The organism is Dyella marensis (assembly GCF_049532885.1).
Classification (GTDB): domain Bacteria; phylum Pseudomonadota; class Gammaproteobacteria; order Xanthomonadales; family Rhodanobacteraceae; genus Dyella_D; species Dyella_D marensis.
This window is the reverse complement of sequence record NZ_CP064029.1, coordinates 2,434,040-2,449,521: the sequence shown is the minus strand read 5'-3', so window position 1 is coordinate 2,449,521 and position 15,482 is coordinate 2,434,040. Positions and strand designations below refer to the sequence as shown.

Sequence of the window (15,482 nt, the reverse complement as noted above, 5' to 3'; positions counted from 1 at the left end):
GGCCTCGCGAGGCCGGATTTACGCTACGCGCGCATGCCATTGCCATGCACCGACTTCGGGCAGGTCCTCGCCATGCTCGCCGATGTACAGCTGGTGTCTCTCCATGATGGACCAGTAACGCTGCGTCGCGTCGTCGATGTGATCGGCGAAGCGGCTGGCGTGCCGAATGGCATTCCATGCCAGCCGATAACGGTCGAGATGGTTGAGCACCGCCATGTCAAAGGGCGTGGTGGTGGTGCCTTCTTCCCGATAACCATGCACATGGAACCGTTCTGCGCGGCTGCGCCGATAGATCATCTTGTGAATGAGCGACGGATAACCATGGAAGGCAAAAATTACCGGCTTGTCCCCGGTGAAAAGCAGGTTGAAATCGCGATCTGACAAGCCATGCGGATGCTCTGATGACGGCTCGAGCACCATCAGGTCGACCACATTGACCACCCGGATGCGCATATCAGGCACGTAGTCGCGCAGCAGGGTGACGGCGGCGAGGCACTCCAGGGTGGGTACGTCGCCGGCGCAGGCCATCACCACGTCCGGATCGCCCGCATCGTTGCTGGCCCAGTCCCAGATGCCGGCACCCGCTTCGCAATGCCTGGTGGCCGCGTCCATGTCGAGCCATTGCCAGGCGGACTGCTTGCCGGCCACGATCAGATTGACGTAGCCACGGCTGCGCAGGCAATGGTTGGCCACGGAAAGCAGGCAGTTGGCGTCGGGTGGCAGATAGATGCGCACCACCTCGGCTTTCTTGTTGGCCACGACATCCAGGAAACCCGGATCCTGGTGCGAAAGGCCGTTGTGATCCTGGCGCCACACATGCGACGTCAGCAGATAATTGAGCGAAGCCACCGGCGCGCGCCATGGCACGCGCCGGCTCGTCCTGAGCCACTTGGCGTGCTGGTTGAACATCGAATCCACGATATGGATGAAGGCTTCGTAGCAGGAGAAGAAGCCGTGTCGTCCGCTGAGCAGATAACCCTCCAGCCAGCCTTCGCACAGGTGCTCGCTCAGCACCTCCATGACGCGGCCATCGGCGCTGAGGTGATTGTCAGAGGCCTCGATGCGATCCAGCCACATCTTGCCGGAGATGTCATAGACGGCATCCAGGCGATTGGAGGCCGTCTCGTCTGGGCCGAACAGGCGAAAATTGCGTTGCTCCAGGTTGAGCCTCATGACATCGCGCAGGAAGCTGCCGAGCACACGGGTCGACTCGGCCTCGACCGCGCCCGGCCTCGGCACCGCAACTGCATGGTCGCGGAAGGAGGGCATCTCCAGGGGCGTGAGCAGTTCGCCCCCATTGGCGTGCGGATTGGCGCCCATGCGACGGTTTCCGGTCGGGGCGAGCGCGGCGATGGACGCGTCGAGCTTGCCGTCAGTATCGAACAATTCCTCGGGCCGGTAACTCTTCAGCCAAGCTTCGAGTTGGGCAACGTGCGCCGGATTGTCGAAGTGCGCCAGCGGAACCTGATGGGCGCGCCAGGTACCCTCAACCTGTTCACCATCGACGATGCCCGGCCCGGTCCATCCCTTGGGCGTCCGGAAGACCAGCATCGGCCAGCGTGGCCGATACGCGATGCCCTTGGTACGCGCGGCCAGTTGCTCAGCACGAATGCGGACGACCATCTCGTCCGGCGCGCCGGCCAGTTGTTGATGGACGATCGGAGGCTCGCCGCCTTCGACAAACCAGGGCTCGTAGCCGTAGCCATGAAGCAGTGCCACCAGCTCTTCGTGATCGAGGCGCGACAAAATGGTCGGGTTGGCGATCTTGTAGCCATTCAAATGCAGAATCGGCAGCACGGCGCCGTCGCGGACAGGGTTGAGAAATTTATTGGAATGCCAACTGGTGGCGAGCGCGCCGGTCTCCGCTTCGCCGTCGCCGACCACGCATGCCACGATCAGATCGGGATTGTCGAACGCCGCGCCGTAGGCATGGGCCAGCGAGTAGCCGAGCTCGCCGCCCTCATGGATGGATCCAGGGGTGTCGGGCGATACATGGCTTGGCACCCCATGCGGCCAGGAGAACTGGCGAAACAGTCGGGCCATGCCGTCGCGGCTGCGTTCGATCGCCGGATAGCGCTCGGTGTAGGAGCCCTCAAGATAGGTCTGCGCCACCAGTGCAGGGCCCCCGTGCCCCGGGCCGGTGACGAAGATCATGTTGAGATCATGCTGTTTGATCAGCCGGTTTAGATGCACATACAGCATGTTCAACCCAGGCGTCGTACCCCAGTGGCCGAGCAGGCGCGGCTTGATGTGCTCGCGCCGCAACGGCTGCTCCAGGAGGGGATTGTCTCGGAGGTAGATCTGCCCGACGGCGAGGTAGTTGGCGGCGCGCCAGTAGGCGTCCATGCGCTTCAGCAGCTGGTGCGACAGTGGGCTGTGCATGAGAGGTCTCGGACGGTCAGGTCGGGAGGCGGGTACGCAACTGCGCAGGAGTGAGCGTCAACAGATCGTTGGGCACCTCTCCCAAGACACGCGCCGCCGTCTGCTCGTCGAGGCTGTCATGCAGCACGCCGAGGAAGCGCGGCGGCCCCATCAGGATCAGCTTGTCGTAGCGGCCTTCCTGCCGGCCTTGCCGAACGACTGCGCTCAGGGTGTCAGCGAACCGTTGCGCATGCTTGTCGCGCAGCGAGGTTCTCGGCTCGATGGCATGGCGGCTTGGGCCGTTGCTTTCCTGTACGCGAGGCAGCCGTCCGTGGTCGTGTTCGCGACCGGGCGAGCGCCCCTCCGAATATGAATAACAGGCCAGCTCGACCGGATCGGTTCCCTTGCGGGTCCATTCGAACAGGCGCGCTCTGGCAGCGTCCGCGACGAGAATCCACGTATTGGACATGGCGACCTCCGGACCCACCTTTGCATGAAGTAGTAGCTTCAGCTTAGGTGCTGCACGGCGCGGCGCATTGACGATGATCAACAAGCCGCGCTGCCAGCCAGGAATGGCCATCTCTTCCTGCGACGCGTGCGCGTCAGCTCAGGTGGCCCCTCGAATGGCGCGGGCCCAGGAAGCGGCCAGCCGATGAGGATGGCGAGAGCGCCTGCCTTCTCGCACCACCTATCCAGCACCTCCAAAAAGCATCCCCACCGCCGTCGTCACGGCCATGGCCAGCGCGCCCCATAAAGTGATCCGGGCGGCCCCGACGCGAACGTTTGCACCTCCGATGCGGGCGGCCATGCCACCAAGCGCAGCGAGAAAGAACAACGCCGTAATGAAAACCCACCCCAAGAGGCCGGCGGCCGGAGCCAGCGCGACAACGAGAATCGGCAATGCGGCGCCGGCAGCGAAGCTGATTGCAGAAGCCGTTGCCGCCTGCAGGGGGCGTGCCTTGAGTGTCTCGGTAATGCCCAACTCATCGCGACCATGCGCATCCAGCGCGTCGTGCGCCATCAGCTGATCAGCGACCTGACGCGCCAACTGAGGGTCGAGTCCACGTCCGACATAGATGGCGGCCAGCTCCCTGTGCTCGCCCTCCGTGTCGTTCGCCAGCTCCTCCACCTCGCGCGCCCGATCCGCTTTTTCGCTATCCGCCTGTGAGTGGACCGATACGTATTCGCCTGCCGCCATCGACATGGCACCAGCCACCAGTCCCGCCGTACCGGCGACCAAGATGGCAGGCGGCGAGGCGTGAGCTGCCGCGACACCCATGACGAGACTGGCCGTGGACACGATGCCGTCGTTGGCGCCAAGTACGGCGGCCCGCAGCCAGCTCATGTGCTCGATAACGTGACGCTCACGGTGGCGATAAGACATGGGTCGATTCCTGAGCCTTGGTAAATCAGATCATGCGCCGTGGGCCAGCGTCTTTGCGATCGAGGTTGGCGCCACTTTGCCAGCGTTCGAGATGGGTACAGACAGCCTGCCGTGCCTCGACGAGAAGCGATCGATGTAGCCTAATCCAGTGGCTCAACCGCCTTGGCGGCATGCGACCGGCGGGGGCTGTCGACCGGCAGGCTGATGTTGAAGTCACGAATAGCGATACCCGCACTGAAGCCTTGCCCCTTGCCGGACAACCGCAATGACACCCCTCCTTTGGTCAATGCCTGGACGGTGCCCGCTGCGGATACGCCGATGTCGCCATCGATCGCAGCGTAGCTGCCCGGGATGTCTTCGATCCTGGCGACGTGGCCGAAAGCCCCCCTGCCATCGGTGATGTCCCATCTGCCGGCGGCGATGCCTGGTCCGCGGGCGCTGACAATCACCAGCATCGCCGAGCCATTCGTGCACGTCACCATGCCTGCGCCGGTGGCGGCGGCCTGCTGTGGCGACCATTGCCTGACAGTGAAACTGAGACGGCATTCCAGGCGATGGTCCGCCGCCGAAAGTGGCGTCGAAGCCGTGGCGAATACGGCAGCAGCGAGCAACGGGAGCGTGCTCTTGTTCACGATGGCTTCCTCGGCCAAGACAGGCTTAAGGGTGCCGCGCGGCGGATTCGATAGATTGACGGCGATCAATTTGATGCGCACACCCCGCCTCAGTCTGTCGATGAATCTGGCGCGGAAACGTGGGTGCTGCAGCGACGCGATCGCCCACCGTGGCGCGCCTTCGCGACAGCCGCCATTGATGACGCATTCTTGCGGAGGTGAGCAAGATTGAATTGATCCGCATCAACAGGGATTGCAGCGGATGGCGGCACTATGCACCCCATTGAATGCGCTGTCGCGCACCGCCACGCCAAGGGGAATGCCGATGAAAGTCGCCGATGCAATGACCTGCGATGTACGTACCGTGCTTGCCACCGACAGCGTATCGCTGGCCATGCAGATCATGCGTGGCGTGAGAGTCAGCGGACTCCCAGTCCTCGACAGCGATGGGCATCTCGTCGGCATGGTGACCGCGGGTGATCTGCTGCGCCGGAGCGAGATCGGAACCGAGCGCCACCGTCCACGCTGGCTGGCGAAGGTGCTCGGACCTCGCCGCATGGCGCGAGAATACGTCGAGAGCCACAGCCGGCACGTCGGCGATCTCATGACCATGCCGGTACTGACGATCGATGAAGAGGCTCCATTGGCAGACGCTGTGCAGCTTCTTGAGAAACACCACATAAAGAGGCTGCCGGTCACGCACGACGGCCGGCTGATCGGCATCATCAGTCGCACCGATCTGATGCGGGTGCTGCTGGGCCGCCTCCTGGCGGTCAGCGATCCTGCTGCTCGAACATGGTCGGATGCGGAAATCCAGCTGCATATCGCCGAAGAAATTCATCAACAGCCATGGCTCGCGTGCGCAGCGGTGCAGTTCTCGGTGAGCCGCGGCTCGGTCGATATTCACGGGGTCGTGGCGCACGACGCCATGCGCCATGCCTTGCGCGTGCTGCTGGAGAACGTGCCAGGGGTTTCCTGCGTCACGGACAGGCTGGTGGTGCAACGAGGGCGCGAAAGGAGACAGGGCGCGGCACGCCGCTGAGCGCAACCACAGGAGCAATGCCATGACCACGACGCTGATCAGGCAGGTCCTGATCTGGAGTACATGCCTGAACTATGCCGTGCTGCTCGCATGGGCCGGCGGTTTCATTTTTGCCCGCGGCTGGATGTACCGGATGCACCGTCGCTGGTTCCGACTTTCGGATGAGGCGTTCGATGCCATTCACTATGGCGGTCTGGCGATCTACAAGCTCGGCATTCTGTTGCTCAACCTGGTTCCGCTGATCGCCCTGCCGCTGGCCGAGGGCTGAGGAGTCGCTGGGCAGATTGACCTGCATCAATAATCGCGACGCTTTGCTGCGCCACGCTGAATCACCCGACACACAGAGGGCAGGCCATGCGCACCGACCGACAACTGCAACAAGATGTCATCGACGAACTCCACTGGGAGCTGTCCGTACAAGCGGATCATATTGGCGTCGAGGTCAAGGACGGCATCGTTACTCTAGCTGGCCGGGTCGGTGGCTACATGGGGAAGTTCGCGGCCGAGCGCGCTGCCCAGCGCGTGGCCGGCGTGCGTGGCGTTGCGGTGGAGCTGCAGGTCATATTGGCCGGGGAAAGCCAGCGTACGGACGCGGATATCGCCGACGCAGCCAATCGCGCCATTGAATGGAATGCTTCCGTACCAAAGGGTCAAGTGAAAGTGCTGGTCGAGGATGGCCGCGTCACGCTCAGCGGCGACGTGCCCTGGGGTTATGCGCGGGAAGCGGCTTGCGCATGCGTGCGCGGGCTGCATGGCGTCAAGGAAGTGGTAAATCTGATCCTGATCAAGCCGCCGGTCTCGACCCATGGCATCAAGGGCAAGATCGAAGCGGCGCTGCAGCGACAAGCGCACCTTCACACCAGGGGCATCAATGTCAGCGTCGACCGCGGCACGGTCATCCTGGACGGCGAGGTCGACTCGCTGAGCGAGCGCGATGCGGTGGAACAGGCCGTATGGAACGCCCCGGGCGTACAGGACGTCATCGATCATCTGCGGATTCATTGAGGCTCGCGGCTTCGTTGCGGAGGAATGCCGCCATGCTTGCCAGAGACATTGCCACCCACCGGGTGATCCAGGCCGAAGCCACACAGAGTCTGCGCGAGGCGGCGCGCATCATGTACCGCCACCAGGTCAGCTGCCTGGTGGTGGTCGGCAGCCGGCGCCGGGAAAAGGTGCCGATGGGAATGCTCTCGATCCGCGACGTGGCCACGGCGGTCCTGCTGGACGGCAAGGATCCGGACGCCACGCCGTTGGCGGCCATCATGGCGCGACCGCCGGTGGTGGCTCGCGAGGATTGCACGCTGGCCGAGCTGATCGCCATCCTTCGCGGCAGCGGCTTGCGCCGGCTACCTGTGGTCGATGCATCCGGAGTGCTGGCCGGCATCGTCAGCGCGGATGACGTGATCGCGGCGATGGCCGAGCTGATGGAGGATCTGGCTCACGCCCTGATCGTCGATCCGCAGCTCGATCATGCCGCCCGCTAGACGGACCTGCGCGATGACGGCACCCATCCTTCCCGCCACCTGTCCGCTGCCCGATGCGACCCCGCCGGAGATCCCCCGGCCGGTGCTTTCCTGCGCGCAGCTGCGGCGGGTCGGCATCGATACCGGCGACGAGCATGTGATCTACCTGCACGAGGATTCGCCGATCTGCCGCGCCGAGGGCTTCGGCGCACACAGCCGCGTGCAGATCAGTATCGGCGAGCGGCAACTGCTGGCCCGCTTGAACATGGTGAGCGGCAGCTGGCTGGCTCCCGAGGAGGCCGGCCTGTCCGAACCGGCCTGGTCCGCACTGGCGCCGCGAATCGGCGAGACCGCCATGTTCGCGCACCCCTCCAGCGTGGAGTCGCTGTCGCGGGTGCGCGCCAAGATTCATGGCCAGCCGCTCAACAGCGCGGATTTCCAGGCCATCATGCAGGACGTCGCACAGCGGCGCTATTCCGCGCTGGAACTGGCTGCCTTCGTCACTGCCTGCGCCAACGGCCACCTCACGGCGCGGGAAATCAGCAGCCTCACCGGGGCCATGGTCGCTACCGGTGCACGCCTTGACTGGCACCGAGCCGTGGTCGTCGATAAGCACTGCATCGGAGGGCTTCCCGGCAATCGCACGACGCCCATCGTGGTCGCGATCGTCACGGCCTTGGGCCTGATCATGCCCAAGACATCTTCGCGCGCGATTACCTCGCCAGCAGGCACCGCCGATACGATGGAAATGCTCGCGCCGGTGGACATCTCGCTGCGACGCATGCGTGAGACCGTCGAGCGCACCGGCGGCTGTCTGATCTGGGGTGGCTCGATCGGGCTTAGCCCGGCTGATGATGTGATGATCCGGATCGAGCGTGCCCTGGACATCGACAGCGAAGGCCAGCTGGTCGCCTCCGTGCTTTCCAAGAAGATCGCGGCCGGCTCCTCCCATGTCCTGATCGATCTGCCCGTCGGGCCTACCGCGAAGATGCGCGACATGATCGAAGCGCGCTCCTTGGCCGCCTGCCTGCAGCACGTCGCCCAGGATTTCGGCATGTATCTGCGCTGCGTGTTCACCGATGGCAGTCAGCCGATCGGTCGCGGGGTCGGCCCGGCGCTGGAAGCGCACGACGTACTCGCGGTACTTCGCGGGGCACCCGACGCTCCGACCGACCTGCGCGAGCGAGCCATCGCGCTGGCCGCGGCACTGCTGGAGCTGGCCGGTGCGGCGGCCGGAGAGGTGCTGGCCTTACGGATGGCAACAGAAGCGCTCGACACCGGCGCCGCCTGGCAGCAGTTCCAGGCCATCTGCGAAGCGCAGGGCGGCAGGCGTATTCCTGGGCGGGCCGCGCAGCAATATCCCATTCGTTCCGCACTCGGTGGCCGGGTACATGCCATCGATAACCGTCAACTGTCCCGTGCAGCCAAGCTGGCCGGCGCGCCGATGTCGCCATTGGCCGGATTGGAATTGCACGTGCGGGTCGGCGACCGGATAGAAACCGGCCAGCCGATGTTCACGGTGCATGCGCAGACACGCGGCGAGCTGGCTTATGCGATGGAGTATGTGCGTCGCCATCCCTGCATCGTGACGCTGGCAGAAGCCCCGTGAGGCATGCCGTCTATGCCATGCCGGGCAATCAGGACCTGGCCGATGCGCTGGCCCGTCGCCGACGGATGGCTCGCCTCGCTCTGGATCTGCACCGCTTTCCTGATGGCGAGGGCTTGGTTCGGGTGGAGGAGCCACCAGCCGGTGCCGAGGCCATCATCGTATGCACGTTGAATCAGCCGGACGAGAAAATACTGCCTTTGCTGATGGCCGCCGATACTTTGCGCGAACTGGGCGCGAACAGAGTCGGGCTGGTCGCGCCCTATCTGGCGTATCTCCGGCAGGATGCGCGTTTTCGTTCCGGCGAGGCGGTGTCCTCGGGCATCTTCGGGCGCTTGCTGGCGGAACATTTCGACTGGCAGGTCACAGTCGATCCGCACCTACATCGCCTGCGCAGCCTGGCCGATGCCGGCATGCTGCAGGGGAGGGCGATCTCGGCGGCACCGGCCCTTGCCGGGTGGTTGCGCGAGCAGGTGAGGCTGCCACTGCTGATCGGCCCGGACGAAGAGAGCGCGCCATGGGTGGAAAGCGTTGGGGCCCTGATGGCGGCGCCGGCCGTCGTCGCCACCAAGCGCCGCCTGGGCGATCGCGAGGTGCAGGTGCAACTGCCGGACCTGTCCCGCTGGCCTGGCCACAGCCCAGTCTTGCTGGACGACATCATTTCCAGCGGGCATACCCTGCTCAGATCCATAGAGGGCCTGCGCGCCCTGGGTATGCCCGCGCCCTGGTGCGTGGCCGTGCACGGCCTGTTTGCCGATGATGCGCTGGAGCGCCTGCGCGCGGCAGGAGTGGCCGGCGTGGTCACCACCAATAGCGTGCCGGGCGAAACGGCCAGGATCGACCTGTCGGAGCTGCTGGCGGCGGCGCTGCCGGTACGTTGAAGGACACACCTAATCTGAAGCAGGCGGCGTGGATGCCGATCAGGCGCTGCCGGCATGCATGGTGACGGCCTTGATCGTCTCGTCCGTCGCAGGATCGGCCCACGCGTAGCGAATGGGTTGATCGATCCAGCCCTGCATGGCGTTGCGCAAGGCGTATTGCGCCGAGCGCGACATGCCAGCCAGTTCGTTGCCGAGACGGCGCACGGCATGCCTGGCATGAAGGCGTCCGGCGATGGTAAGCGCATAGCCGGGCGAGCAGATCGTGCGAACCGTATCGCCATCGAGAATGGTATGGGTATCACCGTGCGCAAGCAGGGGATCCACGGCATCGGCGACGTTGTTGGCGAGCAGGGCGAGCCGCCGTTGTGGCTCGATGGCGGTGAGACAGACATGGCGCAGCCCCGCGCTTCCCGCTTGAGCGGGAAGCGCAGCGGACAATTGATCCAATCGACGACGCTGCTGTGGCGCCTCCACCAGCGCGAGCGCTGCGCCGCGCTCGTGCGCCAGGCGAAGACTTTCGCGCAGGCAGCCGCGCGCCAGGCTGCTGGCGATGTCCTGGGCTGTTCGGCGACCTTGCTCGCTGTCGTAGGCGTGGCCCAATTGCAGCAGGGCATCGGCCAGGCCAATCACGCCCACGCGCAGATGGATGCCTGGCTGCCCCTGGCCGGCCAACAGGCTGGCATTGTCCAGTGCGCGCACCGCCAGCTCGGCCGTCACCTCGAACGCTTCGTACCTGAAACTGGCGTCCGCGGTGAACGGTGATCTGACAAAGGCCGCGGGATTGAGCGCGGCAGCGAGGCCGTCATGCGGCCAACCCAGGCGCGAGGTGCCCGCATCCGCGAGGATGCGCTCGTCCAGCAGCAGGCGCCAATCAGCACAGGCGTCGAACAGCTGTCGCTCCCAGGCGGAGCGGGTCGCCAGCGGCTCGACTGACGAGAGCGAACGGGTGAGGCGAAACCAGGTGTCGCCGATCGACAGGTCGCGGATGAGCCCCTGTTCGCGCCAGCGGAACCAGGCGTCCCAGGCTTCGACGGCGACCATATCGAGAAAAGGAGAGCGCTGCATGTCCGGTGACCAGCTGAGTCATGGCCAGCATGCACGGCCGTGTCGGCGCCGCCTTGAGGCAGGTCAAGCGCAACGCGCCTCGCTACTGGTGTTACACGCGGTTACAAACCGTTGCCGTGCCGCCATCGCCTCGTGACGGTACAGCGCTAGCTTGGATGGCGCGGAAGGGACCGCGCACTCAATGGGGAATGCCATGAACATGCAAGCTGAAGCCACCGATACGGGCACGGCGCATGCCGCGGCGTTCGCCGACCTAGACTTCGATCTACTGCGCCGATACGTGCAAGTGATCCGCCACAAGCTGACCGCAGACCAGTATCTCTATCACGCCGGCCAGCCGTTCCAGGCGCTGTACTTCGTGCACTCGGGCTGCCTGAAGACGGTGGAGCTGGCCGACGACGGCCGCGATCAGGTCACCGGTTTCCGCATGCGCGGCGACCTGCTGGGTATCGAGTCGATCGGCCTGAGGCAGCATGCCTGCAGTGCGATGGCGCTGGAGCAGGGCGAAGTGTGGGAGTTGCCGTATCCGGCGATACTCGCCGCCTGCCGCGAGATGCCCGAGCTGCAGGCGAAACTGACGGCCGCGCTGGCCGAGCAGATTCGCCAGGACCACGCCTGGATGCTCAATGTCGGCACGCTTAACGCTGAGCAGCGCGTAGCCAGCTTCCTGGTCGATGTGGCCGCACGTTACGCCCGCCTGGGCTACAGCGCGCGCCACTTCATCCTGCGCATGCGCCGCACCGATATGGCCAACTTCCTTGCGCTGAAACACGAAACGGTGAGTCGTGCGATGACTCGCCTGGACGATCTGCGACTGATCGCGGTGGAACGCCGCGAGGTGCGGGTACTCGACGATGCGGGACTTCGGCGGATGGCAGCCGGTTGCACCGACTGACAGGTGCGCTTACCCCTCTTTGCGCGCCGCCAGGGCATGACGCAGAGAGGCTGACAGATGTTCGATGCGATAAGGCTTGCGTAGCAGCTCGACGCCGTGCGTTGAGAGATCCTCCGCGTCCAGCGAGCCGCGCTCATAGCCGGACGTCAGCAGCACCGGCAAGCCGGGGTACAGGTCGCGCGCAGCCTTGGCCAGCTCCGCGCCGCTCATGCCGTTGCCCAGCACGACATCGGAGAACAGCAGATCGATGTCCGGATGGCTTTCGAGCTGGGTGAGCGCGACGGCTGCGCTGTCGGCCTCACGGGTGGCGTAGCCGAGCGAGCGCAGGAAGGCGAGGGCGATGGCGCGCACTTCCGGCTCGTCCTCGACGACCAGGATGGTTTCCTGCCCGTGGCGAACCAGTGCTTCCACCGCGGCAGGTTCATGCGAGGTTGCGTTCTCTAGCGCCGGGAAGTACAGACTGATGCGCGTGCCATAACCAAGCTGGCTATCGAGGCCCAGATAGCCTCCCGATTGCTTGACGAAGCCATACACCATGCTCAGGCCGAGGCCGCTACCCTTGCCGACCTCCTTGGTGGTGAAGAAGGGCTCCAAGGCGCGGGCCTGGACCTCGGGCGTCATGCCCATGCCGGTGTCCGCGACGCGAAAGACCACATAGGTGCCGGCCGGCATCTTCGGTGACGCATGCGCACCCTCGATGTGCTCCACGCTCACCGACAGCGTCAGCTGGCCGCCACGCGGCATGGCATCACGCGCATTGACTGCGAGATTGACCAGGGCGGCATCGAATTCGGCTGGATCCACATGGATCTGCGGCACGTTGCGCGGGCACTCTGTCGTCACGCGAATGCGTTCGCCGAGCGTGCGCGCGAGCATTTCACGCAGATCATTCAGCGCCTGTGCGGGCCTTACCGCACGAGGCATGAGGCGGCGCCGACTAGCGAAGGACAGCAGCTTGCCGGTCAGCGCGGCACAGCGTTCGGCGGCACGCGTCGCGCTATCGACGATCTCGCCTTCCGGCGAATCCTGTGGCAGCGACATCCCGAGGAGCTGCAGATTGCCGGAGATCACTGTCAGCATGTTGTTGAAGTCATGCGCGATGCCACCGGTGAGCTGGCCGATGGCATCCAGGCGCTGCGCATGCGACAGCTGTTCTTCGCTGCGGCTGCGCTGCACAGCCGCCGCCAGCATGTTGGCCACCGACTGCAGGAAATGCAGCAGATCGTGGCCAAAGCTGTCCGCTTCGCGCGCGGGCACCACCAGTAGTCCCATCGGGCCATAACGGTCCGGCAAAGAGACGATGGCGGCGTCGCGGAAGTCGCTGCCCTTAAGCAGGGTGGCCGCGCCCTCGACGGAACGCGAAAGCACCGCTGGACCTTCTTCGGCACGCGGCGCCTCGCTCATCCATGGGCCACGTGACAGCCGCCGAGCCAGGCTGCGCAGCAGCTGATCGGGCAGGCCGACTGAGGCGCGGACATGCAGGTCAGCACCATGCGCATCGCGAAATAGGATCAGCGCCGCCTCGGTATGCAGCGCCGACGCGACCAGCACCGCGATGTTGTCCACCGCCACATCCAGGTTCGGCGACTCAAGCAACAACCGGCTTGCCTGGGCCAGCAAGGCGTCATAGCGGGCGCGCGTCAGCGCCTGCCGTGCGCGCTGCGTCTCGGAGATGTCGCGAATGGAGGCGGCGAACAAGATCCGCTCGCCGTCCTGGATCGGGCTCAGGCCGATCTCCACCGGGAAGGATTGGCCATTGCGGCGCACGCCGGTCAACTCATAACCGGCACCCATCGGCCGCACGCGTGGCGTGGACATGTAGCGGGCGCGGTGCTGCGTATGCATCTGGCGCACCTGCTCCGGCAGCAGGACCTCGACCGGAAGCCCCTGCAGCCCGCCTTCGCCGTAGCCGAACAGACGATCGGCCTGCGGGTTGGCCAGCACGATCACGCCATCGTAGCCAACTACGATCATCGCATCCGGTGCCGTGTCGAATAGCGCCTTGAACAAGGTCATGAGCGGCGCACCTGGCCGGTGAACATGTAGCCGGCGCCGCGCACGGCCTTGAACAGCGGCGGCCGGTCAGTGGCGGCATCGATCTTGCGGCGCAAGCGGCTCAGCTGCACATCGATCGCGCGATCGAACGGACCGATATCGCGGCCGTGAATGCGGCTCATGATGTCGTTGCGCGACAGCACCCGATTGGGATGCTCCAGGAACAGGCACAGCAGCTCGTACTCGCCGGTGGTCAGCGCAATGTCCCTGCCGTCGGCGCCGTACAACGCCCGAGCAGCCGGATCGAGCCGGTAGCCCGCGAACTCCAGCACGCGCGAAGCAGGGGGCGGTGGCGGTTCATTTGCATTTTTTGCCGCCGAACGGCGCAGCACGCTGCGCACGCGCGCCAACAGTTCGCGCAGATCGAACGGCTTGGTGATGTAGTCGTCGGCGCCCAGTTCCAGGCCCACCACACGATCGACTGACTCGCCGCGGCCTGAGACGATGATCACCGGCCCGCGCCAGTGCTCGTGAAGATAGCGGGTCAGCGCGAAGCCGTCCTCGCCAGGCAGGCCAAGATCCAGCAGGATCAGATCGATCGGCCCCTCGGCCAAGGCCTGGCGAAGCATGCTGCCGTTGGCGGCGACCCCGACCCGGAACCCCTGGCCGGAAAGATAGCGGCTGACCAGTGCCGCAATCTCGCTGTCGTCCTCGACGACCAGCAGGCGGACGGGTGGCGATTCCGTGGATGAATCCTGGCCAGGATGCATGAAAGCCTCGGGAAGGAGGGTGGCCCACGGATGGATGGGCGCGAGATGGGTGAGAGATTACATCCGCGGCGACTTGATCAGCATCAATATGCCTGATCCGCCGTTACGCCTAGATCGCCGTCATGCCAATCGATACTGCCACCCCCATGGATGCGGGCACGATCCCCCCAGCCAAGCAGAACTGGCTGCGCCGCCTCGGCGCCGGCCTGATTGCCGGTGCCGCCGACGATGACCCCAGCGGCATCGCCACCTATTCGCAGGCGGGGGCGCAGTTCGGCTATGCCACGCTGTGGACCATGCTGTTCACACTGCCGCTGATGATCGGCATCCAGACCGTGAGCGCACATGTGGGCCGGGTCACCGGCCGCGGCCTGGCGGCCAATATGCGGCGGCATTTTCCAAGGCCCGCACTGTTGTTGCTGGTGTCGTTGCTGTTGGTGGCAAACGTCGTCAACCTGGCCGCGGACATCGGCGCGATGGGGGCGGCGATGCGCCTGCTGCTGGGCGGTCCACCGGTACTGTACGCGCTGGCCTTCGCTTCGCTGTCGCTGTTGCTGGAGGTGGTGATCCCGTTCCCGCGCTACGCGCCGCTGCTGAAAGTCATGACCCTGAGCCTGTTCGCCTACGTGGCGACGGTCTGCGTCATTGACGTGCCGTGGCGCGAGGTATGGCGCTCCCTGGTGCCGCACGGGCTGCCCTGGCACGACTACATGGTGACGGTGGTAGCGGTGTTCGGCACCACCATCAGTCCGTACCTGTTCTTCTGGCAAGCCTCCGAAGAAGCGGAAGAAGAGGAGGTCGACGCGGCGCAGTCGCCGCTCATCGCGGCGCCCGAACAGGCAGGCGAGGCCTTCGCGCGCATCCGCTTCGATACCGACGTGGGCATGTTCTACGCGGCCGTGGTGGCCTTCTTCATCACGCTCACCGCGGCGGCGGTGCTACATGCGCACGGCGTCACGCGAATCGAGACCGCCGCTGATGCGGCCAGCGCGCTGCAGCCGCTCGCCGGCCCCTTCGCCGCGACACTGTTCGCCATCGGCATCGTCGGCACCGGCCTGCTGGCGGTGCCGGTGCTGGCCGGCTCGGCGGCCTACGCGGTGGCCGAAGCGTTCGACGTCAAGGCCGGGCTGGGCAACAAGCCAGGCGACGCACGCGTGTTCTACCTGATCATCGCTGGTGCGACCGTGCTGGGGGCAATCCTGAGCGTGCCGCGTATCGACCCGATCCGCATGCTGTTCTGGGCCGCCGTGGTCAATGGCGTGATCTCGGTACCGCTGATGACGGGAATCATGCTGATCGCCACGCGCGAGACGGCCATGGGCGCCTTTCGCGTTACCGGCGCGCTGCGCTGGCTCGGCTGGCTGGCCACGCTGGCGATGGCGGCCGTGGTGGCGGCCATGCTGTTCTGA

The 15,482-nt window shown here is 65.3% G+C and carries 15 protein-coding genes; 8 read left to right on the top strand and 7 right to left on the bottom strand.

Going from position 1 to position 15,482, the window contains the following annotated elements; translation table 11 throughout:
• Positions 1-18: 18 nt before the first annotated feature.
• From ISN75_RS10815 to ISN75_RS10800, 4 genes are all read right to left on the bottom strand, one after another.
• Positions 19-2,382 carry a phosphoketolase family protein gene (locus tag ISN75_RS10815; RefSeq protein ID WP_343821557.1) on the bottom strand — a complete coding sequence of 788 codons (2,364 nt, stop codon included), beginning with the start codon at positions 2,380-2,382 and terminating at the stop codon, positions 19-21.
• Between the two features lie 16 nt (positions 2,383-2,398).
• Positions 2,399-2,941, bottom strand: a complete 543-nt coding sequence (locus ISN75_RS10810; RefSeq protein ID WP_343821558.1) for a host attachment protein — start codon at positions 2,939-2,941, stop codon at positions 2,399-2,401.
• Positions 2,942-3,049: 108 nt separating this feature from the next.
• Complete coding sequence (locus ISN75_RS10805; protein ID WP_343821560.1) at positions 3,050-3,745, bottom strand: VIT family protein; 696 nt, start codon at positions 3,743-3,745, stop codon at positions 3,050-3,052.
• Between the two features lie 140 nt (positions 3,746-3,885).
• Positions 3,886-4,458, bottom strand: coding sequence for a hypothetical protein (locus tag ISN75_RS10800; protein WP_343821561.1), 573 nt, complete (start codon positions 4,456-4,458; stop codon positions 3,886-3,888).
• A gap of 223 nt (positions 4,459-4,681) precedes the next feature.
• Here ISN75_RS10800 and ISN75_RS10795 point away from each other — a divergent pair, with 223 nt between their 5' ends.
• From ISN75_RS10795 to ISN75_RS10770, 6 genes are all read left to right on the top strand, one after another.
• On the top strand, positions 4,682-5,398 hold the full coding sequence (locus tag ISN75_RS10795) for a CBS domain-containing protein (protein WP_343821563.1): 717 nt from the start codon (positions 4,682-4,684) through the stop codon (positions 5,396-5,398).
• Positions 5,399-5,420: 22 nt separating this feature from the next.
• On the top strand, positions 5,421-5,666 hold the full coding sequence (locus ISN75_RS10790; protein ID WP_343821565.1) for a DUF6868 family protein: 246 nt from the start codon (positions 5,421-5,423) through the stop codon (positions 5,664-5,666).
• A gap of 86 nt (positions 5,667-5,752) precedes the next feature.
• On the top strand, positions 5,753-6,403 hold the full coding sequence (locus ISN75_RS10785; protein ID WP_343821567.1) for a BON domain-containing protein: 651 nt from the start codon (positions 5,753-5,755) through the stop codon (positions 6,401-6,403).
• 32 nt (positions 6,404-6,435) lie between these two features.
• Positions 6,436-6,882 carry a CBS domain-containing protein gene (locus ISN75_RS10780; RefSeq protein WP_343821568.1) on the top strand — a complete coding sequence of 149 codons (447 nt, stop codon included), beginning with the start codon at positions 6,436-6,438 and terminating at the stop codon, positions 6,880-6,882.
• A gap of 13 nt (positions 6,883-6,895) precedes the next feature.
• Positions 6,896-8,470 (top strand): thymidine phosphorylase family protein, encoded by a 1,575-nt coding sequence (locus ISN75_RS10775; protein ID WP_343821570.1) that lies wholly within the window; start codon positions 6,896-6,898, stop codon positions 8,468-8,470.
• Positions 8,467-9,348: a ribose-phosphate diphosphokinase gene (locus ISN75_RS10770; protein WP_343821572.1), complete on the top strand. Its 882-nt coding sequence runs from the start codon at positions 8,467-8,469 to the stop codon at positions 9,346-9,348. Before ISN75_RS10775 ends, ISN75_RS10770 begins: the two co-directional genes overlap by 4 nt.
• Positions 9,349-9,387: 39 nt before the next feature.
• On the opposite strand, the gene ISN75_RS10765 is transcribed toward ISN75_RS10770, so the two are convergent.
• A complete protein-coding gene (locus ISN75_RS10765) occupies positions 9,388-10,413 on the bottom strand; it encodes a hypothetical protein (protein ID WP_343821574.1) in 1,026 nt (341 codons plus the stop codon).
• 193 nt (positions 10,414-10,606) lie between these two features.
• On the opposite strand from ISN75_RS10765, the gene ISN75_RS10760 reads away from it, so the two are divergent.
• The gene (locus ISN75_RS10760) at positions 10,607-11,308 is read left to right on the top strand and encodes a Crp/Fnr family transcriptional regulator (RefSeq protein WP_343821576.1); all 702 of its coding nucleotides are present in this window, start codon (positions 10,607-10,609) and stop codon (positions 11,306-11,308) included.
• Between the two features lie 9 nt (positions 11,309-11,317).
• On the opposite strand, the gene ISN75_RS10755 is transcribed toward ISN75_RS10760, so the two are convergent.
• Together ISN75_RS10755 and ISN75_RS10750 are read right to left on the bottom strand one after the other, a co-directional pair.
• Positions 11,318-13,324, bottom strand: coding sequence for a PAS domain S-box protein (locus ISN75_RS10755; RefSeq protein ID WP_343821578.1), 2,007 nt, complete (start codon positions 13,322-13,324; stop codon positions 11,318-11,320).
• Complete coding sequence (locus ISN75_RS10750) at positions 13,321-14,073, bottom strand: response regulator transcription factor (RefSeq protein WP_343821579.1); 753 nt, start codon at positions 14,071-14,073, stop codon at positions 13,321-13,323. Before ISN75_RS10750 ends, ISN75_RS10755 begins: the two co-directional genes overlap by 4 nt.
• A 122-nt stretch (positions 14,074-14,195) precedes the next feature.
• Between ISN75_RS10750 and ISN75_RS10745 the strand changes: the two genes are divergently transcribed.
• Positions 14,196-15,482 (top strand): Nramp family divalent metal transporter, encoded by a 1,287-nt coding sequence (locus tag ISN75_RS10745; RefSeq protein WP_343821581.1) that lies wholly within the window; start codon positions 14,196-14,198, stop codon positions 15,480-15,482.